The organism is Pseudoalteromonas sp. 19-MNA-CIBAN-0066, assembly GCF_040308705.1.
Lineage (GTDB): Bacteria > Pseudomonadota > Gammaproteobacteria > Enterobacterales > Alteromonadaceae > Pseudoalteromonas > Pseudoalteromonas nigrifaciens.
This window is the reverse complement of the sequence record NZ_JBEONZ010000002.1, coordinates 176,565-200,599: the sequence shown is the minus strand read 5'-3', so window position 1 is coordinate 200,599 and position 24,035 is coordinate 176,565. Positions and strand designations below refer to the sequence as shown.

At 41.1% G+C, this 24,035-nt stretch carries 20 protein-coding genes and 1 pseudogene; 10 read left to right on the top strand and 11 right to left on the bottom strand.

Annotated elements, in window-relative coordinates; all coding sequences use genetic code 11:
- Window positions 1–126 precede the first annotated feature (126 nt).
- From AAEZ18_RS02340 to AAEZ18_RS02315, 6 genes and pseudogenes are all read left to right on the top strand, one after another.
- Window positions 127–1,137, top strand: coding sequence for a GlxA family transcriptional regulator (locus AAEZ18_RS02340; protein ID WP_086996007.1), 1,011 nt, complete (start codon window positions 127–129; stop codon window positions 1,135–1,137).
- Window positions 1,138–1,205: 68 nt separating this feature from the next.
- Entirely contained in the window at window positions 1,206–1,637 is a 432-nt protein-coding gene (locus AAEZ18_RS02335; protein ID WP_350593748.1) for a GAF domain-containing protein, read from the top strand.
- 88 nt (window positions 1,638–1,725) lie between these two features.
- Window positions 1,726–2,217, top strand: coding sequence for a transposase domain-containing protein (locus AAEZ18_RS02330; RefSeq protein WP_350593746.1), 492 nt, complete (start codon window positions 1,726–1,728; stop codon window positions 2,215–2,217).
- Window positions 2,218–2,268: 51 nt separating this feature from the next.
- Window positions 2,269–3,437, top strand: a protein-coding gene (locus AAEZ18_RS02325) for an IS3 family transposase (RefSeq protein ID WP_502935378.1) whose coding sequence is annotated in 2 segments (ribosomal slippage) — window positions 2,269–2,515 and window positions 2,515–3,437 — 1,170 coding nt in all. Because the reading frame shifts where the segments join, the coding sequence is not laid out codon by codon here.
- A gap of 41 nt (window positions 3,438–3,478) precedes the next feature.
- A pseudogene (locus tag AAEZ18_RS02320) lies at window positions 3,479–4,318 on the top strand (IS4 family transposase); the annotation flags it as partial.
- On the top strand, window positions 4,315–5,145 hold the full coding sequence (locus AAEZ18_RS02315) for an EAL domain-containing protein (protein WP_350593791.1): 831 nt from the start codon (window positions 4,315–4,317) through the stop codon (window positions 5,143–5,145). The pseudogene AAEZ18_RS02320 and the gene AAEZ18_RS02315, both read left to right, overlap by 4 nt.
- 28 nt (window positions 5,146–5,173) lie before the next feature.
- On the opposite strand, the gene AAEZ18_RS02310 is transcribed toward AAEZ18_RS02315, so the two are convergent.
- From AAEZ18_RS02310 to AAEZ18_RS02275, 8 genes are all read right to left on the bottom strand, one after another.
- On the bottom strand, window positions 5,174–5,689 hold the full coding sequence (locus AAEZ18_RS02310; RefSeq protein WP_011328060.1) for an MgtC/SapB family protein: 516 nt from the start codon (window positions 5,687–5,689) through the stop codon (window positions 5,174–5,176).
- A gap of 42 nt (window positions 5,690–5,731) precedes the next feature.
- Entirely contained in the window at window positions 5,732–6,889 is a 1,158-nt protein-coding gene (locus AAEZ18_RS02305) for a GNAT family N-acetyltransferase/peptidase C39 family protein (RefSeq protein WP_172459230.1), read from the bottom strand.
- Window positions 6,889–8,283 carry a RimK family ATP-grasp domain-containing protein gene (locus AAEZ18_RS02300; protein WP_086996005.1) on the bottom strand — a complete coding sequence of 465 codons (1,395 nt, stop codon included), beginning with the start codon at window positions 8,281–8,283 and terminating at the stop codon, window positions 6,889–6,891. The genes AAEZ18_RS02305 and AAEZ18_RS02300 overlap by 1 nt, the downstream gene beginning before the upstream one ends.
- A gap of 652 nt (window positions 8,284–8,935) precedes the next feature.
- Entirely contained in the window at window positions 8,936–9,439 is a 504-nt protein-coding gene (locus tag AAEZ18_RS02295; protein WP_089368219.1) for an REP-associated tyrosine transposase, read from the bottom strand.
- A 175-nt stretch (window positions 9,440–9,614) separates the two neighbouring features.
- Window positions 9,615–10,091: a GreA/GreB family elongation factor gene (locus AAEZ18_RS02290; RefSeq protein ID WP_041454691.1), complete on the bottom strand. Its 477-nt coding sequence runs from the start codon at window positions 10,089–10,091 to the stop codon at window positions 9,615–9,617.
- Between the two features lie 108 nt (window positions 10,092–10,199).
- Window positions 10,200–11,141 (bottom strand): protein translocase subunit SecF, encoded by a 942-nt coding sequence (gene secF / locus AAEZ18_RS02285; protein ID WP_089368218.1) that lies wholly within the window; start codon window positions 11,139–11,141, stop codon window positions 10,200–10,202.
- Window positions 11,134–12,972 (bottom strand): protein translocase subunit SecD, encoded by a 1,839-nt coding sequence (secD, locus tag AAEZ18_RS02280; protein ID WP_350593741.1) that lies wholly within the window; start codon window positions 12,970–12,972, stop codon window positions 11,134–11,136. The genes secF and secD overlap by 8 nt, the downstream gene beginning before the upstream one ends.
- Window positions 12,973–13,080: 108 nt before the next feature.
- Complete coding sequence (locus tag AAEZ18_RS02275; RefSeq protein ID WP_089368216.1) at window positions 13,081–13,647, bottom strand: hypothetical protein; 567 nt, start codon at window positions 13,645–13,647, stop codon at window positions 13,081–13,083.
- Window positions 13,648–13,784: 137 nt separating this feature from the next.
- Here AAEZ18_RS02275 and AAEZ18_RS02270 point away from each other — a divergent pair, with 137 nt between their 5' ends.
- The 4 genes from AAEZ18_RS02270 to AAEZ18_RS02255 all read left to right on the top strand — a co-directional run bounded on the left by AAEZ18_RS02270 (window position 13,785) and on the right by AAEZ18_RS02255 (window position 20,133).
- A complete protein-coding gene (locus AAEZ18_RS02270; RefSeq protein WP_089368215.1) occupies window positions 13,785–15,575 on the top strand; it encodes an ABCB family ABC transporter ATP-binding protein/permease in 1,791 nt (596 codons plus the stop codon).
- Window positions 15,576–15,766: 191 nt separating this feature from the next.
- Window positions 15,767–17,848 carry a M13 family metallopeptidase gene (locus AAEZ18_RS02265; RefSeq protein WP_086995990.1) on the top strand — a complete coding sequence of 694 codons (2,082 nt, stop codon included), beginning with the start codon at window positions 15,767–15,769 and terminating at the stop codon, window positions 17,846–17,848.
- A gap of 210 nt (window positions 17,849–18,058) precedes the next feature.
- On the top strand, window positions 18,059–18,772 hold the full coding sequence (locus AAEZ18_RS02260; RefSeq protein WP_011328051.1) for a YebC/PmpR family DNA-binding transcriptional regulator: 714 nt from the start codon (window positions 18,059–18,061) through the stop codon (window positions 18,770–18,772).
- Between the two features lie 74 nt (window positions 18,773–18,846).
- Window positions 18,847–20,133, top strand: coding sequence for a leucine-rich repeat-containing protein kinase family protein (locus AAEZ18_RS02255; protein WP_192531676.1), 1,287 nt, complete (start codon window positions 18,847–18,849; stop codon window positions 20,131–20,133).
- An 88-nt stretch (window positions 20,134–20,221) separates the two neighbouring features.
- Here the strand turns inward: AAEZ18_RS02255 and gap are convergent, their stop codons facing one another.
- Genes gap through edd form a run of 3 tightly spaced genes read right to left on the bottom strand, consistent with a single transcriptional unit; the run spans window position 20,222 to window position 23,739 of the window.
- Entirely contained in the window at window positions 20,222–21,226 is a 1,005-nt protein-coding gene (gene gap / locus AAEZ18_RS02250; RefSeq protein ID WP_192531677.1) for a type I glyceraldehyde-3-phosphate dehydrogenase, read from the bottom strand.
- Entirely contained in the window at window positions 21,223–21,855 is a 633-nt protein-coding gene (gene eda / locus AAEZ18_RS02245) for a bifunctional 4-hydroxy-2-oxoglutarate aldolase/2-dehydro-3-deoxy-phosphogluconate aldolase (RefSeq protein WP_011328048.1), read from the bottom strand. The genes gap and eda overlap by 4 nt, the downstream gene beginning before the upstream one ends.
- A 30-nt stretch (window positions 21,856–21,885) precedes the next feature.
- Window positions 21,886–23,739, bottom strand: a complete 1,854-nt coding sequence (edd, locus tag AAEZ18_RS02240) for a phosphogluconate dehydratase (RefSeq protein WP_192531678.1) — start codon at window positions 23,737–23,739, stop codon at window positions 21,886–21,888.
- Window positions 23,740–24,035: the final 296 nt, after the last annotated feature.

Sequence of the window (24,035 nt, the reverse complement as noted above, 5' to 3'; positions counted from 1 at the left end):
ATTTACCTTTAAAAAACGTGTTATAAGAATATGACACTAGTTTAAATGGATTGCGCACCATACTTTGTGCTTTAATAGCCAAATATTAAGCATAAAAGGCCAACCCTAACTGGTCGGAGCATCTATATGACTGATAAACAGAGTAACCCCCCATTAAATATAGCTATTGCTGTTTACCAACACTTATTAATAACGAGTTTAACCCTCCCTATAGAAATGTTGAGAGCGGGCGAAGCCTTTGCAAAAGGCCATATTAATAAAAAAAACTTTAGGCCACTCGCTATTCATTTAGTTGCTAAAAACCTTGAACCAATAAGTAATCGTACCGGCTTGGCAATCCTTCCCGATTGCGCCACCAGCAATACCCCAAATTGCGATTTAGTAATAGTGCCCGGTATTTGGCGAAACCCGCGCCCAGTTGTACGCACTAATCAAAATATAGTTACTTGGCTGGGGCAAAGTTTTACAAATGGCAGCCATATTATAGGTGTAGGCACTGGCAACTGTTTACTAGCAGAGGCCGGGTTACTTGACGGGCACCCAGCAACCACCCATTGGCATTACGCTAAACAATTTAGTCACGACTACCCCAAGGTACTGTTAAAGCCTGACTTTTTTATTACTCAATCCGAGCGACTCTATACCGTAGCCAGCCTAAACGCCCTAGCCGATGTAATAGTGCATATTATTAGCCAGTATTATGGCAAAGCTGCAGCGCAGCATGTTGAGCGCAATTTTTCCCACGAAATACGCAAACCCTACGAAGATCAGCGCTATCTTGAAGGTGCGGTTGATCGCCATCCCGATGAGTTAATTGCCCAAATTCAATTTTGGTTAAAAACCAACTTAGCAACAGAGCTTAATTTACAGGATGTAGCCGCACAGTTTAATTTAAGCTATCGCTCTTTTACGCGGCGCTTTAAAGCAGCTACCAACCAAAGCCCTATTGAGTATTGGCAACAGTTACGAGTAGAAGGTGCTAAAGAGTTACTCGCTTCGTCAAATTTATCAATTCAGGAAGTAGCGTTAGAAGTAGGCTATAACGATCAAGGTCATTTAACGCGAATATTTAGAAAAATATTGAACCAAACACCCAGTGAGTATCGTAAAGTAGTGAGAAAAAAATTGTTTGGTTAATACTTTAAAAACAAGCCAAGCTACTGTATTAATATAAACCATTAACTAAAACACAGGAAGTTGGAAATATGCATGTAAATTTTAGTGAAAATTTACTATTAGATATTGAAGCAGAGACTGATCTCAATACTAGACTAACTCGCTTGCTAGCACTTATTCGTAAACACCTTGATATGGACGTTGCTTTTATTTCTGAGTTTAAAGACTCTAAACGTATATTTAAATTAGTTGATACCAAACGCCCTAACGAGATTGTAAAAGTAGGTAATTTTGATCCCATAAACGAAACCTACTGTAATAAATTAGCCAATAATGAACTAGATAATATAATACCTGACATCAGTAAAAATAGTATAACCCGCAATATGCCGGTTACTAAAAAGCTTAATATTGGCGCTTATATTGGCGTGCCAATTACCTTATCTAACGGCGATATTTATGGCACATTTTGCTGCTATAACGAGCAAAAAGACGACACATTAAACAAGCGTGATCTGTAATGCCGATCAGTTAAGGTTAATTGATCGGTTGACCGATCTAAATGATCGTGAATAATCCGTAATTAGTTTCGCTAATTACGGATTTTTTATGGATATTCAAACAGCTCTTTCGACCACTTTCTCATCTGCCGAGGAATTTACAGCCCTTGATAACTTATCTGGCATATTAGATCCCGAATTACTTAACCAAGCTTTTGAAAAATCGGGTGTCGCCACCGTTCGTAAACGTCGTTTACCACTCGATGCTGTCGTTTGGTCTGTGATTGGTATGAGTTTATTTCGTCATGAATCTGTTTGGGATATAGCCTCTAAAATGGACATCGCCTTACCAGGTAAAGGGAAACTAGTTGCCCCTAGTGCCATGGTTCAAGCGAGACAACGCTTAGGTGAAGGTGCTGTCGAGCAGGTCTTCAAGATGATGGCGTCACGGCATTATAACCATGCCCACTTTGATACATTTTGTGGCTTAAATCTATTAGCTGTTGATGGGGTTGTCTTTCGTACACATGATACGCCAGAGAATAAAGACGTATTTGGGTGTGGCTCAACCCAGTATGGTGAAAATACTGACGTGGTTTAATGGATTCGACTACCCCAGTTAAGAGATAATCAACTTAACTGGAGATCGATAATGACAAAACGTAAAAAGTATTCCAAAGAATTTAAACTTGATGCCATCGCATTAGTTGTTGAGCAAAACTACTCTCAAGCAGAAGCCTCTAGAAATTTAGGGGTAAACCCCAACATGCTTGGTCGGTGGATAAAAGAAGCTGAAAATGATGATGGGCAGGCTTTTAGAGGGAACGGTAATTTAACCCCTGAGCAAGAAGAGATCAGAGAGCTAAAAGCGCAAGTAAAACGCCTAGAAATGGAGCGTGAAATATTAAAAAAAGCGACGGTCTTCTTTGCCAAAGAAACGAAGTGAAATATTCGTTCATAACCCAATACAAGAAGACCTGGCCTGTGGCGGTAATGTGCCGAATACTGGGTGTGAAAAGTAACAATTACTATAGTTATCAAAAGCGATACTCAACTAAATCTGAGGATCCAACACATCAAGAAATGATTGATTGGGTCAAGGACATAGCACACTTTAGTGATAATACTTACGGTGAAAGGCGTATTCAGAAAGTCTTAAATGCACTCGGTTTTCCGGTGAGCCGTCACAAGACAGCACAGTTAATGAAAGAGGCAAATGTCTGGGTGCGTTATAAAAAGAAATACAAAGTGACAACGAATAGTGACCATAACAAGCCTATTTACCCCAATATACTTGAGCAAAACTTCAACGTTGAAGCAGCTGATCAAGCCTGGGTACAAGATATCACTTATGTTTGGACTGCAGAAGGTTGGTTGTATCTGGCGGTAGTGATTGATTTATATTCGCGTAAAGTCGTTGGTTGGAGCATGGGCTCACGAATGAAAGCGCAGCTTGTCTGTGACGCACTGACTATGGCGATGTGGCAACGCCAACCCAAAGCAGGGTTAATTATCCATTCAGATCAAGGGGTTCAATATGCAAGCCACCAATATCGTAGATTGATCAAGTCAAAAGACTTCATTGGTAGCATGAGTAAGAAAGGCTGTTGCTGGGATAATGCTGTTGCAGAAAGCTTCTTCGGTAGTTTGAAGCAAGAGAGAGTGCATTGGAAAAATTACTCAACGCGTTATGAAGCTCAACAGGATGTGATGAATTACATCTGCATGTGGTACAACAGTCGTCGCTTACATTCGTACTTAAATTATCAAAGCCCAAATGACTTTGAAGAACGAACCGAAACATTAGATATGGTTTCTTAACTAGGGTGACTGAATTTAGTTGACCACGTCATACCTATCCTCAAATTCGGATGGTATGCCACATGGAGCTAACGAGTCATCAACTCATTAATTGTGCTTTTAACGGGCAGCATCAAGGGGAAATGACACTCGCTGAAGAACTCATTGAAGGCACACCGGATAATTCATTAACCTTATTTGATCGCGGTTATTATTCATTAGGGCTTTTGCATCGTTGGCATCAAGCAGGGACTGAAAGACACTGGATGATACCTGTCAGAAAAGGCTTAACGGTTGATACCATAAAGAAAATCAGTAAAAATGACCAGTTAGTGCGTCTTAAAACATCGCCCCAAGCGCGAAAAAAGTTTACTGACTTGCCAGAGTTTTTAGAAGCTCGGCTGCTTACTTACACGCATAATAATAAGCAGTATCAGATTCTTACATCAATGCTTGATGTAATGCGTTACCCATCAAAAGAAATAGCTGATTTGTACATGCATCGCTGGGAAATAGAAATAGGATATCGAGAAATAAAACAAACGATGCTGCACTCAAACTATATCCTACGCTCAAAAAGGCCGGATATGATAAGGCAAGAGTTGTGGGGGTTACTAATTGCCTACAATATTATAAGAATAGCCATGCGTGAGGCCGCAGAGTTACTGGAAGTATGGCCAAATCAACTGAGTTTTTCTCATTGTTCAAGGCATATCAACGTATTTCTGTTAACTATCCCACTGACCAGTCCGGGAAATTTACCAAAACACTATGAGCATTTATTAGAAACGCTGACGCTATTTCAGTTACCGACAAGGCGTCATGAGCGCCGCTTTCCACGATGTGTGAAAAAGAAACCATCTAAATATCCGTATAAAAAAAAGCCAGTCAGTGTTAACTGACTGGCATTAAGCGTGATCTGGCGTTTTTAAATTTAATTTCAGATCTGGCTTCGCAGCTTATTGATACGCAAATACAAGACAATGAAGCAAAACAAATTATTAAATCTAACGTACTTAATATTATAAACACAAACAATATTGAAATTTACTACCAGCCTATATATAGCTTAAACACAAATAAAGTTTCGGGTTACGAATCCTTGTCTCGCTTTTTTGTTGAGCCCTATAGAACACCTAACATTTGGTTTGATGAAGCAGCACAGTTTGGTTTAGGTGAAGCCCTAGAAATGTTGGCAATAAACAATGTTTTAGGCAATATGAGTCATTTTAATAAAGAGGTGTATGTGTCAATTAACACCTCTCCAGAGCATATACTAAGTGGTGCCGTTGCCAATGCATTAGCTGCTATTTCTGATTGCAGCAATATAGTATTGGAGGTAACCGAACACTCTCCTATTGCCAACTACAATGAAATGTTAACGGCACTCGCGCCACTGCGTAAAAAAGGCATACGCCTAGCTATAGACGATGTTGGTGCCGGGTATTCTTCTTTTCAGCATATTTTGGAGCTACAAGCAGATATTATTAAGCTTGATATTAGCCTTACCCGAAACATTAATAGCGATCGTCGTAAATATTTATTAGCTAAAGCGTTATGCGGATTTGCTAAAGACATTGGCTGTAATATTATTGCCGAAGGCATAGAAACACTAGAAGAAATAAACACCCTCCGCAAACTAAATGTCGATAAGGTTCAGGGCTATTATTTAGGCCGCCCACAAGCACTTTGCGATGCTTTAGTGCATCAAAAATTAGTATTAAGTTAGTTATAAACTTAATTATAAAAACGCCACTTTATAAGTGGCGCTCTGTTTCATTTTCACTTTTGCGATAATAGCGTTTTGAATAAATTTTAACTTTAGTGTGCACACCTTTACTTAAGCTTTTAAACTTAGCTTCAAGCACATCAACACCGTATAAAATACCGACCACCAGCACAGAGAGCTTAATAGCTGCGCCCAAGTTTTCGGTGGCTATCATTACACCAATAGACGCTAACACCCAAATGGTTGCTGCCGACGTTACTCCTACCACAGCGCCGTCTTTAGCTAGCATTACGCCTGCGCCCAAAAAGCCAATACCAGTAATTATTTGCCCCACTACGCGAGAGTGGTCAATTACATCGCCTTGTAAATTAAACGCGGTCGATAAAAATAAATAGGTACCTAAAGTAATTAACGCAGAAGTACGAATACCCACAGGTTTGCCACGTAATTGGCGCTCAATACCAATAATAGCGCCACAAAATGCCGCCGTACCAATTGCAGCCCATGAGTACGGAGCTACATCAAATAAATCAGGTAAAAACACGTAATTTCCTCGTTATTCATATATGAATAGTTTAATTTTATTTTAACAATCTTTTGATTTAGCAATAGCCACAGCTGTTCTTAAGCGTTGGCTACCAAACGCCGACATTTTACTAAAGTCGCTGCGGGCAATAGGCACATATTGGCAATCTATAGCCAATTGACTATCACTTCCTGGCTCACAAAACGGATCATGAACATACACACAGTGCTCATCTAAATGCGTAACGCACACCCAATGCGGCGATTTTTTACCATCAAACCGATAAGTGCTTATTAATAGCAACACGCTAAAATTTTGCTTCAGCCAACGCTCAATGTCTTCAAGCTCAACATCTTTATTACTAAGCGGTATTTTGGCAGCGGTTATGCCATCTACAAACTGCTGATGTACCGTTGCTAATACTACTTTTTTATTTTCACTGCGCACGCCATCTAAAAACAACGGCTCTAGGGTATTAACAATTACCTCGCTGTTAAAACCACGTTTATGTGCCGCCAGTGCTAAACCAAACGGATGGCAGCCGCCATGCCCAGAGGTCATAAAAATAGTAGTGCCTTCTCGCCATAACGACAACTCATGCGATTGAGTCAGTTCAGTGCTAGCATCTAAGCTCCCCATAGCCATTAACAACGCCGCAGGACCACAGGTAAACTCAGTAGTTTGCTGATACCACGGAGTTAACCGTGCTAACTTAAGCTCACTGGTTTTACGAATGTTTTTTTGCATGCGTAGCGCATCGCTGTGATCGTCGTAATAATCGCTATATTGACCAAACACCCGATAACCTAAGCTTTTATACAAACCAATTGCGCTGTCGTTATTTACAGCCACTTCTAAACGCAGATAAATTCGCCCACGCTCTGCGGTGGCTTTTTCAAGTGCAATAAGTAGCATTTTTGCAATGCCTTTGCCTTGCATGGTAGGTAATACAGCAAGCGAATAAAGACGCGCTAGACGAGTGCCTTTATGGCACCAAATTAGCCCATAACCGCATAACGCATTATTTTGCTCGGCAACTAATAAAATACCGTGCTTAGCACTTAGCCAGCGCTTTAAACTGCGCGGGCTAAGCTTGTCGTTACTAAAGCAAGCATTTTCAAGTGCTGTAAGCGCGGTTAAATCACTGATAAGCGCTTGGCGAATAACCACTTGCTCAGTCTGTTCATTAACCACACTCTCAACCATGGCTTTTGCCATTAACCACGCCCCCTCGCTTCAAGGCGTTGTTTAAACTCATCCATAATGATCATATAAAGCTCATCGCCTAAATAGCCGTCTTCTACTTTATGATCAATACTTGGGTTATCGTTTACTTCAAGTACATAAGCACGCCCTTGATGTTCTTTTACATCAACGCCATATAAACCCTTACCCACTGTTTTACACGCTTTTAATGCTGCATCTAATACCGCTTTTGGTAATTCAAAAGTAGGCAATGTTTCAAAGCCACCCGAAAAAAACCGCTTTGCATCGTGGTTATAAATTTGCCAATGGTTACGCGCCATTAAGTAACGACACGCGTAAATTGCACGGCCATTTAGTACCCCTACTCGCCAATCGTATTCGGTGTACATGTATTCTTGTGCAAGCACTAAAGCACTAAATTCAAATAGCTCAGTTAACTTAGCTTCCAGCTCAGCACGGTTCGTTACTTTATATACCCCTTTTGAAAACGAGCCTTCTGGCATTTTCAATACTAACGGGTAGGTAAACGCCGCTTCTAACTGCTCAAGAGTCTCGCTTGACTGATCAGCCACAACCACTGTTTTTAAACTAGGTACTTTTTGATAGTTAAACGCATCGTGTAAATACACTTTATTACAACAACGTAAAATAGACTCCGCATCGTCAATAACCACTAAACCTAAGCTTTGTGCCTTGCTAGCAAGGCGATATGTTGGGTGGTCAATTGCTGTAGTTTGACGAATAAATAACGCATCAAACTGGGCTATATTGTCTATTTCGTCAAAGCTTAATGCTTGGGCATTAATACCATGTTTAGCCGCTGCTTTAATAAACTTTGCTATTGCGTCTTTATCGCTTGGTGGCACCTTTTCATTGTGATCAACAAGTATTGCCATGTCCCAGCGAAAACGACGTCGCTCCGCAGTAATACGCCATTGCGTTTGGGTAAAGTTATTCAACTTAGCTACAAAATCGCTGTACTGTTGCTCATCTAATGACGATAACGACCCTTGTTGTAATAAGCCTTGGTTATCAACAAATAAAATAGGCGCCGGGTATTGTTTAAATACCGATTTAGCCGCTTTTGTTTGCTCATCGTTAGTGGCATTACCAAAGTATAGAGCGCCATCTATTTGGCCAACATTGTGCATAGGTGCTTGGCCGCTACGTAACGCATTTATTGTTTTTACACTTGGTAATACTTGGTGCTTACGCGCTTCAGCGAGTAGCGAGCAATAGTAACCTTTGCTCAAGTATTGGCTTGAGTCACATAAGTTAATAATGCGAGTTTTAGGTTCATCACGTTTTGGATAGTCACGTAGGTAAGTATTAAACGTAATAACATTTTCGAATGATTGAGCAAGAGTTTGCTCGTTGTTATCAACCACAATTAAGGTTTTAAACACGACTTTTCCTAGTTAAGTCTAATTATAAAAGCATGCTTAATTTTTTATAATTAAGCATTAAAAATAGAAACACCCATCGTACTAAGTGGTGCATTGCGCGTGTCACTTAATAAGATGGGTGCTTTAGTTTAGGTAATCCTAAACCACATCTGCTTTATAAGGCCTTTTTGATAAACTAACAAACGAGATATTTTTAGCGTGAAGATGAAAATTATTGATGTAGGTCGAATAAGTGGCGAAGCCACGCCATCCGACACATAATTTATGGGAACGGTAAGTGTTTATAACCTTGGCTTGGCTCTTTCGGGTGGTGAAATATTATTGTGATGCGGCTTGATTGTCGGATGGCGCTTCGCTTATCCGACCTACGTTTAAATATTCCATATGTAAGAAATTACACAATAAAACATTGCTGTAGGTCGGATAAATGGCGAAGCCACGCCATCCGACACATAATTTATGGGAACGGTAAGTGTTTATAACCTTGCCTTGGCTCTTTCGGGTGATAAAATATTATTGTGATGCGGCTTGATTGTCGGATGGCGCTTCGCTTATCCGACCTACGTTTAAATATTCCATATGTATGAAATTACACAATAAAACATTGCTGTAGGTCGGATAGATGGCGAAGCCACGCCATCCGACACATAATTTATGGTTTTTCACCACACCAATTATTCGTGTAAACACCTTGCTTAACTGCTCTGTGAAAACTTGAATAAGGCCAATCAGCAACCCTACTAACTAAGCCATGTTTCATAGGGTTAAAATGCACGTAGTTAACATGATGCCAATAATCATTATCATCCCTAATTGTATGCTCCCAAAAGCGGCGTTGCCAAACTCCCCGCTCATTTTTACGTTTTCTTGTTTGAGTTAAAAATTCTGTTTTTGGGAGTGATTTTGAAAATCGCTTTTTAATTTCACGCCAACGCCCAGAGTAATCACTATCGTTATCTGGCAAAGTTAAAACTGCATGAAGGTGATCGGGTAGCACAACCCATGCGTCAATGTAAAATGGTCTTCGTAATTTAACAAAGCGAATAGCCTCGCGTAATAAATCAATATGTTCAACTAATAACGACTTATTACGATCGAGCAAATTAACAGTAAAAAAATATGACCCTCCTTTTACATAATTCCTACGATATTGCATTTTATTCTCACTATATTATTTAAAGCGCATCAAATAAATAAAGCGTAAATTTAGGATATATACAACATTGACGTAGGTCGGATAAATGGCGAAGCCATGCCATCCGACAATAAAATGAGGGGGAATAAATACGTTTTGTGGTGCTTAAAAATGGGCTTTGCTTACAACCAATATTTTATAAAATTTCTACAATGTCATAATCGTGCTTTACATCGGCAATGGTTAAACTAATGCCATCATCAATTTGTTTATTTAATAACAGCTTACCTAGTGGTGCGCCGGGGGTTACAACGGCAATCGTTAAGCCTTTAACCTCTACGGTTAACCCACCTGCGCTTGGGCCTAAATAAAACCATTTTTGCTGCTCATTTGTATCCTCTAGGCACACTAGCGAGCCAATGGCTATTTTACTACTGGCTGGCTGATTAAATATGGGCTTAAATAACTCCATGCTTTTATAGCAATCGTTTACGCGCTGCGCTTGGCCTTGGGCTAAATAGGCGGCCTCTAACCCTAGGGTATCGTATTTGTTTTCTGCTATGTTTTCTTCGTGCGTGGCGGTGTCGTGCGCTGTTTTAGCGGCCACTTTTGCGGTGGTAAGCTGCGCCTCTAGGGCAAACTTAAGGTGTTCAATAACGTGGGCTTTGTTCATGGGGTTTACACACATACAGTAAAATATTGCGAGCAGTTTAACATTGCTACGGGGGCTAAACACAATAGTTTGGCCCCTAAGCTTTGTTTATTTGTATGCTTTGAGCCTTTATGGCATATCCATGAGCGCTTGGCTTTGGCTATCTATTTTCACTTCGTAGTTTTTAGCACTTAACCCCATTAGCTCGGGCAAGGTGGCGGCAATACAAACAGATGAAAACGTACCCACAACAATGCCACTAAATAACGCAATAGCAAAGCCTTGCAGCGGTGTTCCAGCTAATAGCCACACACTTGCTACTGTGGCTAAAGTGGTACCTGAGGTAATTAAGGTACGCGTTAGGGTGCTTTTAATCGCACTATTTATAATGCTGGATACGCTCATACTGGCATTTAATTTAACTCTTAATAGCTCACGCACCCTGTCGCCAACAATTATAGAGTCATTAAGTGAGTAGCCTATAATTGCTAATAAACTGGCTAATACGGTTAAGTTAAATTCAAGCTGTAATAGCGAAAACAAACCCAGCACCAATATTAAGTCGTGTGTTAAAGCAACTACCGAGCCAAGGGCTAAACGCCATTCAAACCTTATCGCTAAATACAGCATTACTGCAACCATAGCTGCTAGAAGTGCCAAACAGCCTTGTTCAAATAGCTCATCGCCCACTTGCGAGCCAATATAGGCCGATGACAATACCGTGGCATTTATGTCGGTGCTTTGTGTTACCGCACTTTGCCAATCGTTGCTACTATTACTCGCAGATTGATTAATAGCTGGCGCTTCTCTTAATTGAAAGTGGTTATTCCCTTGCGCTGTTAGTTCAAACTCACCGTTGTGGTTTTTAGCTATAAAAGTTTTAAGCTGCTTTAGCTCAATACTTTGGCTAGTCGTAAATTCTGTTAAGTAACCACCGGTAAAATCTAGGCCAAAGTTAAGCCCTTTTTGCGCTAAGGTTACTACCGATAGCAATACTAATACTGTACTTAAAACCAAGCCCATAAAACGCATGCGTGTGCCGGTTTCGCCTTTTAAAAAATAATTAAGCATCTGTACTTACTCCGCTTTTTTTACCCAATTTTAAATACAAACTTTGGCTCAACACTTTCGATACATACACGCCTGTAAACATACTGGTTACTAAACCCAGCGCCAAAGTAATTGCAAAGCCTTTCACTGGCCCATAACCTATACCGTATAAAATAAGTGCAGTGATCATAGTGGTAATATTGGCATCAAAAATAGTGCTAAATGCTTGCTTATACCCTTGCTCAATAGCTTGATAAGGCGCGCGGCCTTTACGGCGCTCTTCTTTTATACGTTCGAATATAATGACGTTGGTATCTACTGCCATACCTATGGTTAGCACCAATCCGGCAATGCCGGGAAGCGTAAGCACTACCCCAGGCAATAACGACATTAAACCCACTAAAGAGGTTAAATTTAAAATAAGTGCTACGTTGGCAATTAACCCTAAACGTCTGTACCACATAGCCATAAATGCCAAAGTAATACCCATACCTAACATTAGGGCGGCTAAGCCGTTACTTATATTTTCGCTGCCTAAGCTTGGCCCTATGGTTTGTTCGTGCACTATAGTAACCGGCGCACTTAACGAGCCTGCACGTAACAATAGCGCTAAGTCGGCCGCGGCTTGTGGGCTTTGCATATTGGTTATGCTAAAACGCGAACTTAAGTGCTGAGCAATATTGGCTACATTAATAACCTCACTCTTTTTAACTACCTCTCCTTTAGCATTTTGCGAATACTCTGAGTAAACCGTCGCCATAGGTTTACCTATATTAGCTTTAGAAAATGCCGACATAGCATCGCCGCCTTGGCTATCAAGGCTTAACTGCACTAGCGGTTTGCTCCAATCGTCGCGCCAAGCATGAGCGTTATTAATATGCTCACCGGTAAAAATTGGCACAGGGTCGAGTTTTATAGTACCGCCCGTCTGTAAATTAAAGGTTTGCCCACCCACAGCTTTTAATTGATAAAACCCCAGGGATGCCGTTGCGCCAATAATGCGTTTCGCCTCGGTAGGATCTTGCACTCCAGGTAGTTCAATACGAATGCGCTGCTTACCTTGGCGTTGTGTTACCGCTTCGGTTATGCCCAGCTCTTCAATACGCGAACGTAGAGTTGTGAGGGTTTGGCTCATAACTTCTTTGTTAAACGCGCTTCGCCCTTGCTCTGAGTAACTAAATTGCGCCGTTTTAACTGTGCCATTATTATTTGTTACTACTGCTAAGTTAGCAAAGCGGCTTTGCAGCTCTTTAATAACAGGGGTTAATTTATCACCAGCATTAGGTAGAGCATTTATTACAAACCCAGTTTGAGTTTGCAGCGCTTTTACTCCATGTGCCTTTTGCTTAATTATGATTGATTTAGCTTGCTGATACGCACTCACTAATTGCTCATCAATTGCTTTGTCTAAATCTACATCGAGTACAAATAGCACCCCACCGTTTAAATCTAGACCTAACTTTATTGGCGAAAGTCCAAAGCTTTGTAGCCAGCTTGGACTGGTAGCGCGCTCAACAATTTTGGTCTGAGTATTTGCATATTGCGCTTTTATAGCCGCTTGTGCCTGGGCACTTTTTGTTGGCTCGTTAAGTAGCACATTTATTGTTGCTTGCGACTCATACGCTTGCGCCGCATTTAAGCCTTGCTCATTTAAAAATGTAACTAAGGTATTAGTGCTCGGGGGTGTTTGCATTTTGCTGTGTGGGGCTGCACTAATATACAACCATGACTGGTTTGGATATAAATTAGGTAACGCACTCATTGCCAGTAGCAGTAATACCACCAGCATAGCAAAGGTGCTTAATTTAAATTTAGCCATAAACGGCTTTTTATTATTTTTAAAACTCAACATTGTTATTCCTTACTATCAGCAACTAGCTGATAAGCGCTTAAAAAAGCACAATTAATCTGCAAGCTAAAACTTTAAAAGTTAAAACCTATTAATTATTAAATAAGGAAATTAAGCGTGATGGGTGTTGGTAGCGCTGTAAAGTAAGTTAGCTTCTTTCCAGCCACTAATACGAGACTTTTTACTATTAGAAACAACTGTATACCAAGGTAGTGCCGTGCTTATAGCTTTAGGTTGTAAATAAAACTGCCTTGCTAGCGTATGAATAAAAAATTCATAAATAACGTCGTATTCAGGCTCTGTTTGCGCACTAAATAAAAACAACGATGAATTACTGGCAGTTAGCCTAGGTTGCAGTGCATCAAACGCTGTTTTATTAGGCTTAGTTTGTTGTTTAGCATGCAATACTTTAACTAATATGGAGGGGTGACTTATATCTAATGAAACATTACCTAATGAAGTAGCACCTAATGAAGTAGCATCTAATGAAGTAGTATCTAATGAAGTAGTATCTAATGAAGTAGCATCTAGTGAGAAAGGAGCTGCTGAAAAAGCAGCAGATATTAAAGTAGAATTTGCAGTGTTTAAACCATGTTTAACTGGCGCGGCTTCGCTACATGCACTAAAAAGTGCAGTAATAAGCAAAAATGCAGTTAAAAACAAACGAAATTTAAACATCAATTTTCAAACTTTAATTAAGGATTACTAGTATATAAGGGCAGCTATTTAAAATACAATAGTCTAATTAAGTATTTAGCTTGATGAAAAATTAAATCCACAGCAATTTATACCCATTATAAAAACCGAGATCATTCATGCGCTCTAAACAAAGCTCAGTAAAACGCCCCGACGCAATGAACCTGCGCCAAAGTATAAAAACACTTTGGCCTTATATCACACAATTTAAAGGGCGAGTTTTTATTGCAGCTATGGCACTGGTAGGCGCTAAAGGTGCTACTTTACTTATGCCGTGGGCACTAAAAGAAATTATTGATAGCGTTGATAAATCTATTCACCCAGTGCTTTTTATTCCTACCCTACTGCTTATTATGTACGGTGCACTGCGCTTTGCCAGCGTATTTTTAGGTGAAATACGCGATGCGGTTTTTTCGCGAGTTACCGAACACGCCATGCGCGACATAGGCCTAAAGGTGTTTAAGCATTTGCATTCGCTTGAACTGGCTTTTCATTTAGATCGACAAACCGGTGGCATAAGTCGCGATATAGAGCGTGGCACCAGCGGTTTGAGCTTTTTAATGCGATTTTTAATGTTTAACATTGTGCCTACTCTATTTGAAATTCTTACCGTTGCATTAATTTTTGGCACTTTGTTTTCTATCTGGTTTGCGCTTATAACCCTACTTGCAGTTGCCATATATATTACCTTTACAGTAACCGTAACCCAGTGGCGCAATCGCTTTATTCGCGAAGCTAACACCGCCGACAACTTAAGTAATACCCGCGCTATCGACAGCTTACTAAACTACGAAACAGTAAAATACTTTAACAATGAAGAGTTTGAAGCCAGCACCTACGACACCTTTTTAGCGCGCTGGGAAAAAGCCCGATTAAAAAACCGCATGTCGTTATTGGCACTAAACTCTGGGCAAGCGTTAATTATAGCCAGCGCCATTACCGCACTTATGTGGTTAGGCTCAAGCGAAGTAGTAACCGGTACACTTAGCATTGGTGAACTCGTAATGATAAACGCGTATATGATCCAACTGTTTTTACCGCTTAACTTTTTAGGCTTTGTATATCGCGAAATAAGACGCGCCCTTACCGACCTTGAAAACATGCTTGGGCTGCTCAACAAAAAACCACACATTGCCGACACTCCTGCATCACAACTACTAACACTCACTAAAGGTGAGGTTAGCTTTAACAATGTAAGCTTTAGTTACGATGCTAACCGCCCTATTCTTAACAATGTTAGTTTTAGCGTAAAACCCGGCACTAAGGTAGCAATAGTCGGTGCAAGTGGCGCAGGAAAAAGCTCATTAGCTAGGCTCTTGTATCGTTTTTATGAAGTGTCATCAGGTAGTATCACTATAGATAAGCAACCTATAAACACCGTAACTTTGCACAGTTTACGCCAAGCTATAGCCATAGTGCCGCAAGATACCGTGCTATTTAATACTTCAATACGCGAAAACATTGCTTATGGCAGGCCAACAGCCAGCGAGGCCGAAATAGATCAAGCCATTGCTATGGCGCATTTAACAGCGTTTATAAACAGCCTTGATAAAGGCGATAAAACCTTAGTAGGCGAGCGCGGTTTAAAAGTGTCGGGCGGCGAAAAACAACGCATAGCCATTGCCCGCGCAATCTTAAAAAAATCGCCTATTTTAATTTTTGACGAAGCCACCTCAGCCCTCGACTCCCATGCCGAGCAAGCTATTTTAACGGCTATGCGCGCTGTCACACAAAACCATACCAGCATAGTGATTGCCCATCGCTTATCAACCATAATAGATGCCGATAATATTTTAGTATTGCATAAAGGCGAGCTTCTTGAGCAAGGCACACATTCTGAGTTACTAGCCCTTAACGGCCAATATGCGCAAATGTGGCAATTGCAGCAAGAACAAGCAAAAAACACATAAATACCATTAATATTGCTCGTATAAAGGCTTTATTTGCTATTTTATCGACCTCTAGGGTGATTCACCTCAAAAGGTTTGTTTAGCAGCCTCTTATAAATAACAATTACTAAAATAACCTGAACCTAGGTTAAGATAATATTTACAATAATAAAAAATATTAATTAAACAGAGTGAAAGCTCAGGGGAACACAATGAAAAAGAGTTTAATTGCAGCTGCATTAGCTGCCACATTTATTACCGGCTGTTCAGAGCCACAAACATCAAAAACGCAAGTACAACCAGCACCTACTGCACCAATAGCCGCAACAACAGAAAAAGCAGAGTTGGGTAGTTTTGGTGTTGATTTAGCTGCACGTAACGAAGCGGTTAAACCAGGCGACGATTTTTTTATGTACGCCAGTGGCACTTGGTATGACAATTACAGCATGCCTGCTGATAAAACCCGCTATGGTGCATTTTCGGCATTGGCCGAGCGCAGCGAAGACCGCGTTAAAGTAATTATTGAAGAAATTGCCGCGCGTAAAGACTTAAATGCCGATGAAAAACTAGTAGCCGACTTTTACAACGCCTACATGGACACCAAAGCACTTAATAAGCTAGGCATAACACCAATTAAGCCGCTTTTAACGCAAATAAGTGAAATATCATCAACCGACGACTTAGCCAAAATGTTTGGTCAGTCTTGGTTAACCGGTGTTAAAGCCCCGCTTGGTGGTGGCATGTGGTTTAACCGCTTAGATCCTAATAAATACGAAATGTCGTTAGGGGCTGGCGGTTTAGGCTTACCCGATCGTTCATACTATCTTGAAGACTCAGAACGTTTTGTTAATACGCGTAGCGCCTATGTTGCTCATATTGCCGACATGCTTAAATTTGCCGATGCAGATAACGCCAATGAGCGCGCACAGGCAATTTTAGAGCTAGAAACCAAAATTGCACAAGGCCATTGGCCACGCGAAAAGCGCCGTAACCGCGACCTTACATTAAATCAAATTAAACGCGACGAGCTAAGCACTGCCTACCCTGACTTTAACTGGGATGCATATTTTGCTCAAACAGGCTACAAAGTACCGCAGTTAAATGTATCGCAACCCGAGCCAATAAAAGCCATGATTGAATTAATCAATCAAGAAGACTTAGCGGTATGGAAAGATTATTTAACCTACCACGCAATAAGTGGTAACGCTAACTTGCTCTCTGAAGATATTTTTAATACTAATTTTGCATTTTTTGGTAAAGAGTTAAATGGTCAGCAAGAGCCGCGTCCGCGTTGGAAACGTGCTATAGATGAAATGTCGAGCACCAATTCACTTGGTTTTGCTATTGGTAAAATATACGTAGCACGTTATTTTCCTGAGTCGTCAAAACAACAAATGTCTGAACTGGTCGAAAACTTGCGTACCGCATTAGGTGAGCGTATTGATAACCTAGAGTGGATGGGCGCAGAAACCAAAGTAAATGCGCGCGCTAAACTAGCTGCATTTGTACCAAAAATTGGTTACCCAGATGTATGGCAGTCGTACGAAGGTTTAACTATTAGTAATAACGACTTAATCGGCAACGTAAAAAACATGCGTGAGTTTTTTCAAGCCGAAAGCGTTGCAAAAGAGCTGCAAAAAACAGATCGTAACCGTTGGGGTATGACACCACAGCGCGTTAACGCTTACTACAACAGTTCATTTAACGAAATTGTATTTCCAGCGGCAATTTTACAACCACCATTTTTCGATCCAAATGCCGACGCAGCAGTAAACTACGGCGGCATTGGCGCAGTAATTGGCCACGAAATGGGCCATGGTTTTGACGACCAAGGTTCTAAATCAGACGAAAATGGGATCCAACGTAACTGGTGGACTGATGCCGATCGCGCCGCATTTGACGCAAAAGCCGACCAGTTAGCAGCGCAGTACAATAAGTATGAGCCAATTGAAGGTAACTTTGTTAACGGGCGTAATAGCCTAGGTGAAAATATTGGTGATGTGGGTGGTTTAGCCATGGCTTATCATGCCTACAAACTGAGCTTAAACGGTAAAGAAGCACCGGTTATTGACGGTGTTACTGGCGATCAGCGTTTCTTTCTTGCTTGGGCACAAGTATGGAAAGAAAAACGCACCGAGCAAAGCATGTTAAATCAGCTACGCGGTGGCACGCATGCGCCGGGTCGCTTTAGAGCACAAGCCCCGCGTAACCACGACGCATGGTACAAAGCATTTGATGTAAAACCAGGCGATGAGCTGTATCTTCCTGAGGATCAACGCGTACGCATTTGGTAATAGAGCGCTAAATTGCAATTAAATATAACCCGCCATTGCGGGTTATATTTTTTCTGCCCAGTTATTTTTATAGCCCTTAGTATAAAACTCAACCCATCCTGTTTTTATCTGCATTAATCTATTTAATAGTTACTAGCCCTCCCCCACATTTACCTTTAAACTATGCCCCTGAAAATTATTTTAATACTTATATTTAAAGGCGAAACGCAGATGGGAAGAGCTTACCAAAACAAAAAAGATTCAATGGCTAAAACTGCGGGTGCTAAAACTAAAGTTTATTCTAAGTACGGTAAAGAAATTTATATTTGTGCTAAAAATGGCGGTACCGATCCAGACGGTAACTTATCGCTACGTCGTTTAATTGAGCGCGCTAAAAAAGACCAAGTACCGGCGCATGTTATTGACCGCGCAATAGACAAAGCAAAAGGCGGCGGCGGTGAAGACTACGTAGCCACACGTTACGAAGGTTACGGCCCGGGTAACTGTATGATTATTGTTGATTGTTTAACCGACAACAATAAACGTACCTTTGCTGATGTACGTGTTTGCTTTACTAAAGCTAACGCTAAAATTGGTGCACAAAACTCGGTTTCGCATTTATTTGATCACCTTGCAATTTTTGTATTTGACGGTGATGACGACGAAACAGTACTTGAAGCACTAATGATGGCTGATGTAGATGTAACCGACGTAGAAGTTGAAAACGGCAAGGTAACTGTATTTGCACCACATACTGAGTACAACAATACTCGCACAGCACTTGAAGAAATGGGCGTTACTGAATTTGACGAAGATTTAATTTCGTTTGTACCACAAATAGCAGCGCCTATTGAAGGCGAAGATGTTGAGGTTATGGAGCGCTTTTTAGCTATGCTAGAAGATTGCGACGACGTACAAAACGTTTACCACAACGCAGAGTTTTAAGCGTTAATAATAAAACGTGATCAAAGGCCAACTTAGTTTGGCCTTTTTGTTTTTGTAAAATGGATTAGTTAATTTTGAATACCCTTGAACAACTACGCAGCGGTGCTTTAAGCGGTGCTCGCCACTTACAATTGGTGGAAAACCTCACTGATTTCCCAAAAGAAATTTTTACCCTTGCCGACACCCTAGAAGTACTCGACCTATCTAATAATAACCTGAGTGATTTACCCGCAGAGTTTGCCAGTTTAACCCGCCTTAAACGGGTGTTTTTATCGTTTAATCAGTTTAAGCATATTCCTGCTGTTTTAGCACAATGCCCAGCACTTGTTATGATCGCATTTAAAGGCAATCAAATTAGTGAGTTTGCCCAGCATAGCCTGCCGCTTACAACACAGTGGTTAATATTAACCGACAACCGTATTGAGCAATTACCCGCATCATTCGGCGAGCTTAAACAGCTGCGCAAACTTGCTTTAGCGGGTAACCGGTTACGCACTTTGCCAAGCAGTATGCAGCAGTGTACAAACTTAGAATTAGTGCGCTTATCTGCCAATAACTTAACGCACCTAGATAACTGGTTATTTGAGTTACCAAAGCTTACTTGGCTGGCCTTTGCTGGTAACACCTTTAATAAAGCCCAGTGCCTAACAAAAAGTAGTTTAGAGAATAAGCCACTGAGTGATTACACATTACAGCAGGTTATTGGCCAAGGTGCCTCTGGGGTTATTCACCTTGCAAAAGCAGCAAATAAAGCGGTAGCTATTAAGCTGTTTAAAGGCGCAATTACCAGCGATGGTTATCCGCTTGATGAAGTTAATTGCTGCTTGCAGGCAAATGAACATGCCAATTTAATTAAGGTACTTGCCTATATAGAGCAAGGCAGCCAACTTGGTTTAGTAATGGAGCTAATAGATAATAGCTTTAGCAATTTAGGATTACCGCCAAGTTTACAAACGTGTACTCGCGACACCTTCGCAGATGGCTGTAATTATAGTAGCCAAGCTATTTATAAAGTTGTGCAACAAATGGCCAGTACCCTACAACATTTGCATGCAAATAAAGTAAGCCATGGCGATGTATATGCGCATAACACTATGGTAAACCAAGACGCAGATGTGTTATTTGGCGATTTTGGTGCAGCAACTAATTTAGCTATGTTGAGTGAGTATCAGCGCCAGCAAATGCAATTAATTGAAGTACGCGCGCTAGGTTGTTTAATTGATGATTTACTAAGTGTTTGCAGCGACAATAATGCAATAGCAGTTAAGCTTGCGCAACTAGCTAAGCAATGCATGACAACTGATATTTTACAGCGCCCCACACTTTCGCAGTTAAGCACACAGCTAACTACACAGTTATAAAGTAAAGCGTAGTAAATTTATAAATGGCACAAAAAAACCACGCAATGCGTGGTTTTTAACGTTATTTATATAACCTTAAACTCTAAAATTATAAAAACTTACCTAACGCTTTAACTTGATCTAACATGCGGTTTGAAAAACCCCATTCGTTATCGTACCAAGCCATAACTTTAACCAATTTACCATTCGCTCTGGTTTGTGTTGAATCAAACACACAAGACGCTGGGTTATGGTTAAAATCAATAGAAACAAGCGGCAGCTCATTATATTGTAAAATGTCTTTCATTGAGCCCGTTGACGCTTCTTTCATAATTGCATTAATTTCTTCAATGCTGGTATCGCGCTTCGCAATAAACGTAAAATCAACCAAAGATACGTTAATTGTAGGCACACGTACCGACATACCATCTAACTTGCCTGCAAGTTCAGGTAGCACTAAACCAACAGCTGCAGCTGCGCCAGTTTTAGTTGGGATCATCGACTGCGTTGCACTGCGTGCACGGTATAGATCAGGATGATATACATCTGATAAGTTTTGATCGTTGGTATATGCATGAATAGTGGTCATGCTGCCTTGATCAATGCCTACCGTGTCGTTAATTGCTTTAGCAATCGGTGCTAAACAGTTAGTAGTACACGAAGCGTTTGAAATAATTTGGCTTTGTGCATTAAGTACTTCGCTGTTAACGCCATGCACTACGGTTGCATCCATATCTTTGCCCGGTGCCGAAACAATTACTTTTTTAGCGCCAGCAGTAATATGCTTAGCGGCTGCTTCGCGCGTAGTAAACAAACCGGTACACTCTAAAACAATATCAACATTTAACGCTTTCCACGGTAAATTTGCTGGGTCGCGCTCTTGCGTTAAAGTAATAACATCGTCGCCAATTAGCATAGTGTTATCGGCTAGCGTTACTTTATGAGCAAATTGTCCGTGTACTGAGTCAAATTGCGTAAGATGAGCATTAACATTAGCTGGGGCTAAATCGTTAATTGCAACAATTTTAATCTCATTATTTTGTGCCGACTCGTAAAGTGCACGCAATACATTGCGACCTATACGGCCATAGCCATTAATTGCTACGTTAATCATTTTTGACTCCTATTTACTTCACAAGCTTGTCGAGCAAGCGCTTCAATAGCTTGCCAGTCTTTATTTTCAATTAGTTGTTTATCTAACATCCAGGTACCACCCACACAAATAACATTATTTAGTGCTAAGTAGTTAGGTGCAGTAGCGAGCGTTATGCCGCCCGTTGGGCAAAAAGTAATATCGGGTAATGGCCCACCGATTGATTTAAGCATGGCGGTTCCGCCTGCGGCTTCTGCCGGAAAAAACTTTAAATACTTAAAACCGTGCGACGCTAGTTTCATAACTTCGCTTGGCGTAGCAGCGCCTGGTAAAAACGGGATATCGCTCGTTTTTATCAGTTCAAGTAGCTCGTCACTAACCCCTGGGCTTACCATAAAGTCAGCGCCTGCAGCTACCGAAGCATCAAAGCTGGCTTTATCAACTACCGTGCCTGTGCCAACATAGGCCTCAGGTACGGCTGCTTTCATTAATTTTACTGCTTCTGCCGCAATGGGCGTGCGCAAAGTGATTTCCAGCGCTTTTAAGCCACCGTTATATAAGGCTCTAGCAAGTGGTGCTGCATCTTCTAATTTTTCGATTACCACTACTGGCACAACTGGCGCCGATGCTAATATTTTTTCAATACTCATTACGTGTTCCTCATTACCCACAATGGCTGATTATTCTTCAATTCCGAAAGCACTCGCACCTAAATCGGCGCTGCTTACGATATTTCTAAATCCGGTAAATAACTCTCGGCCTGTGCCAAAGGTTAAGCTTGGTAGGCTTAATTGCAGTTCACGTTTAGCAAGCTCTTCATCGCTAACATGTACTTTTAATATGCCGTTTGGTGCATCTAAAGTAACTAAATCACCTTCATGAATTTTAGCAATTATGCCGCCTTCAACTGCTTCTGGCGCTAAGTGAATCGCCGCAGGTACTTTACCCGACGCGCCCGACATACGACCGTCAGTTACAATAGCTACTTTAAAGCCTTGATCTTGTAGCGTTGCCATTACAGGTGTTAATTTATGTAGCTCTGGCATACCTTTAGCTTTAGGGCCTTGCTCTTTTAGCACTGCAATAAAGTCTTGGTTTAATTCGCCGCGGCTATAAGCATCTTGTAACTCACCTTGCGAGCTAAATACTTTAGCTGGGGCGGTAACTACTTGATGTTCAATTGCTACTGCCGATACTTTAATAACCGCTTTGCCTAAGTTACCCGTAAGCAGTTGTAAACCACCTTGCTTACTAAACGGATTACTCACTGGGCGAAGTACATCTTCATCGTGTGAGTTATCAGGGCAAGCTACCCATTTAATTTTGCTTGGGCCGGTTGCATCACTCATTATTAAGCTGTTGTCTTGATCAAGACGCGGCTCGGTCATATAGGGTGCTAAACCATCGCCTAGCATAGTTTTAACGTCGGTATGTAAGTAGCCTGCGCTGGCAAGTTCACGCATTAAAAAGCCCATACCACCGGCTGCTTGAAAATGATTTACATCAGCAGAGCCATTAGGGTAAATGCGCGTTAATAGTGGAACCTCAGCTGATAAATCAGACATATCTTTCCACGTTATTTGAATACCTGCCGCTTTGGCAATAGCCACAAGGTGAATGGCGTGGTTAGTAGAGCCACCGGTAGATAGCAAACCAACTAAACCATTTACTATAGTTTTTTCGCTGATCACATCTGCTAAACACGGGCTGTCTTTATCGTCGGTTAATTGCTTAAGCATGGTTTCTACCGCATTACCGGTTAAACCATCGCGAAGCTCTGTGTATGGGTTAATAAACGAGCTACCAGGAAGGTGTAAGCCCATTATTTCCATTAACATTTGATTTGAGTTAGCAGTACCGTAAAAAGTACAGGTACCAGCACTGTGGTAAGACGCGCTTTCGGCTTCTAGCAAGTCTTCGCGGCTTACTAAGCCTTGCGCAAACTTTTGACGAATACGGGCTTTTTCCTTATTTGGAATACCTGACTGCATTGGTCCTGCCGGTAAAAAGAACACCGGTAAATGGCCAAACGACAGTGCACCAATTAATAACCCTGGGACTATTTTGTCGCATACGCCTAAACAAAAAACGCCATCAAACACATCATGCGATAACGATATTGCCGTAGACATAGCAATTACATCGCGTGAAAAAAGTGACAATTCCATGCCGTCACGCCCTTGCGTAACGCCATCACACATTGCTGGTACGCCGCCTGCCACTTGAGCTGTAGCGTCGTATTTAGTAGCAATGCTTTTAATTAAATCTGGGTAATCTTTATAAGGCACATGTGCCGAAAGCATATCGTTATATGAGTTGATAATTGCAAGGTTTGGTTGCTCATCGGCTTTTAAACGCGCTTTGTCATCGGTGCTACACGCAGCCATAACGTGGGCAATATTACCGCAGCCTAATCCAGCACGAACTCTTGTTTGTTTTTTTGCGTGCGAAATGCGATCTAAATAAGCTTGGCGGGTTGCTTTACTGCGCGTAATGATACGTTCGGTGACTTCTTGAATTCGTGGATGCAACATAATTAAACTCAGCTCTATTCGTTAGAGGATAAAGGCTCAGTGGCAATTAAAGACTCCACGTAATTAATTGCACTGAGCATCTTTGGCTTACCCGTTCAAAGGTACCTTATCAGAGGGCCTCTCACAACCACCCTGACACCGGTGTCACTGTATTAACGCACGACCATGACACCGGTGTCAACCCTGTCTAATAAAAATAGTGACTTTTTTTAACATAGCCAACTATTTTTTATAAATAGACATTTAATAATGTTGTATAGCATCGTTGTATTTAACGACAGCCAACAAAAAGCCCG

What these genes read in the sequence shown, in the direction of transcription:
- AAEZ18_RS02330 (WP_350593746.1), top strand. Translation starts at nt 1,726, where the DNA reads ATGGATATTCAAACAGCTCTTTCGACCACTTTCTCATCTGCCGAGGAA.
- eda (WP_011328048.1), bottom strand. Translation starts at nt 21,855, where the DNA reads ATGAGTATTGAAAAAATATTAGCATCGGCGCCAGTTGTGCCAGTAGTG.
- AAEZ18_RS02265 (WP_086995990.1), top strand. Translation starts at nt 15,767, where the DNA reads ATGAAAAAGAGTTTAATTGCAGCTGCATTAGCTGCCACATTTATTACC.
- secF (WP_089368218.1), bottom strand. Translation starts at nt 11,141, where the DNA reads ATGCTTAATTATTTTTTAAAAGGCGAAACCGGCACACGCATGCGTTTT.
- edd (WP_192531678.1), bottom strand. Translation starts at nt 23,739, where the DNA reads ATGTTGCATCCACGAATTCAAGAAGTCACCGAACGTATCATTACGCGC.
- AAEZ18_RS02305 (WP_172459230.1), bottom strand. Translation starts at nt 6,889, where the DNA reads ATGGCAAAAGCCATGGTTGAGAGTGTGGTTAATGAACAGACTGAGCAA.
- AAEZ18_RS02295 (WP_089368219.1), bottom strand. Translation starts at nt 9,439, where the DNA reads ATGCAATATCGTAGGAATTATGTAAAAGGAGGGTCATATTTTTTTACT.
- AAEZ18_RS02260 (WP_011328051.1), top strand. Translation starts at nt 18,059, where the DNA reads ATGGGAAGAGCTTACCAAAACAAAAAAGATTCAATGGCTAAAACTGCG.
- AAEZ18_RS02270 (WP_089368215.1), top strand. Translation starts at nt 13,785, where the DNA reads ATGCGCTCTAAACAAAGCTCAGTAAAACGCCCCGACGCAATGAACCTG.
- secD (WP_350593741.1), bottom strand. Translation starts at nt 12,972, where the DNA reads ATGTTGAGTTTTAAAAATAATAAAAAGCCGTTTATGGCTAAATTTAAA.
- AAEZ18_RS02275 (WP_089368216.1), bottom strand. Translation starts at nt 13,647, where the DNA reads ATGTTTAAATTTCGTTTGTTTTTAACTGCATTTTTGCTTATTACTGCA.
- AAEZ18_RS02335 (WP_350593748.1), top strand. Translation starts at nt 1,206, where the DNA reads ATGCATGTAAATTTTAGTGAAAATTTACTATTAGATATTGAAGCAGAG.
- AAEZ18_RS02340 (WP_086996007.1), top strand. Translation starts at nt 127, where the DNA reads ATGACTGATAAACAGAGTAACCCCCCATTAAATATAGCTATTGCTGTT.
- gap (WP_192531677.1), bottom strand. Translation starts at nt 21,226, where the DNA reads ATGATTAACGTAGCAATTAATGGCTATGGCCGTATAGGTCGCAATGTA.
- AAEZ18_RS02290 (WP_041454691.1), bottom strand. Translation starts at nt 10,091, where the DNA reads ATGAACAAAGCCCACGTTATTGAACACCTTAAGTTTGCCCTAGAGGCG.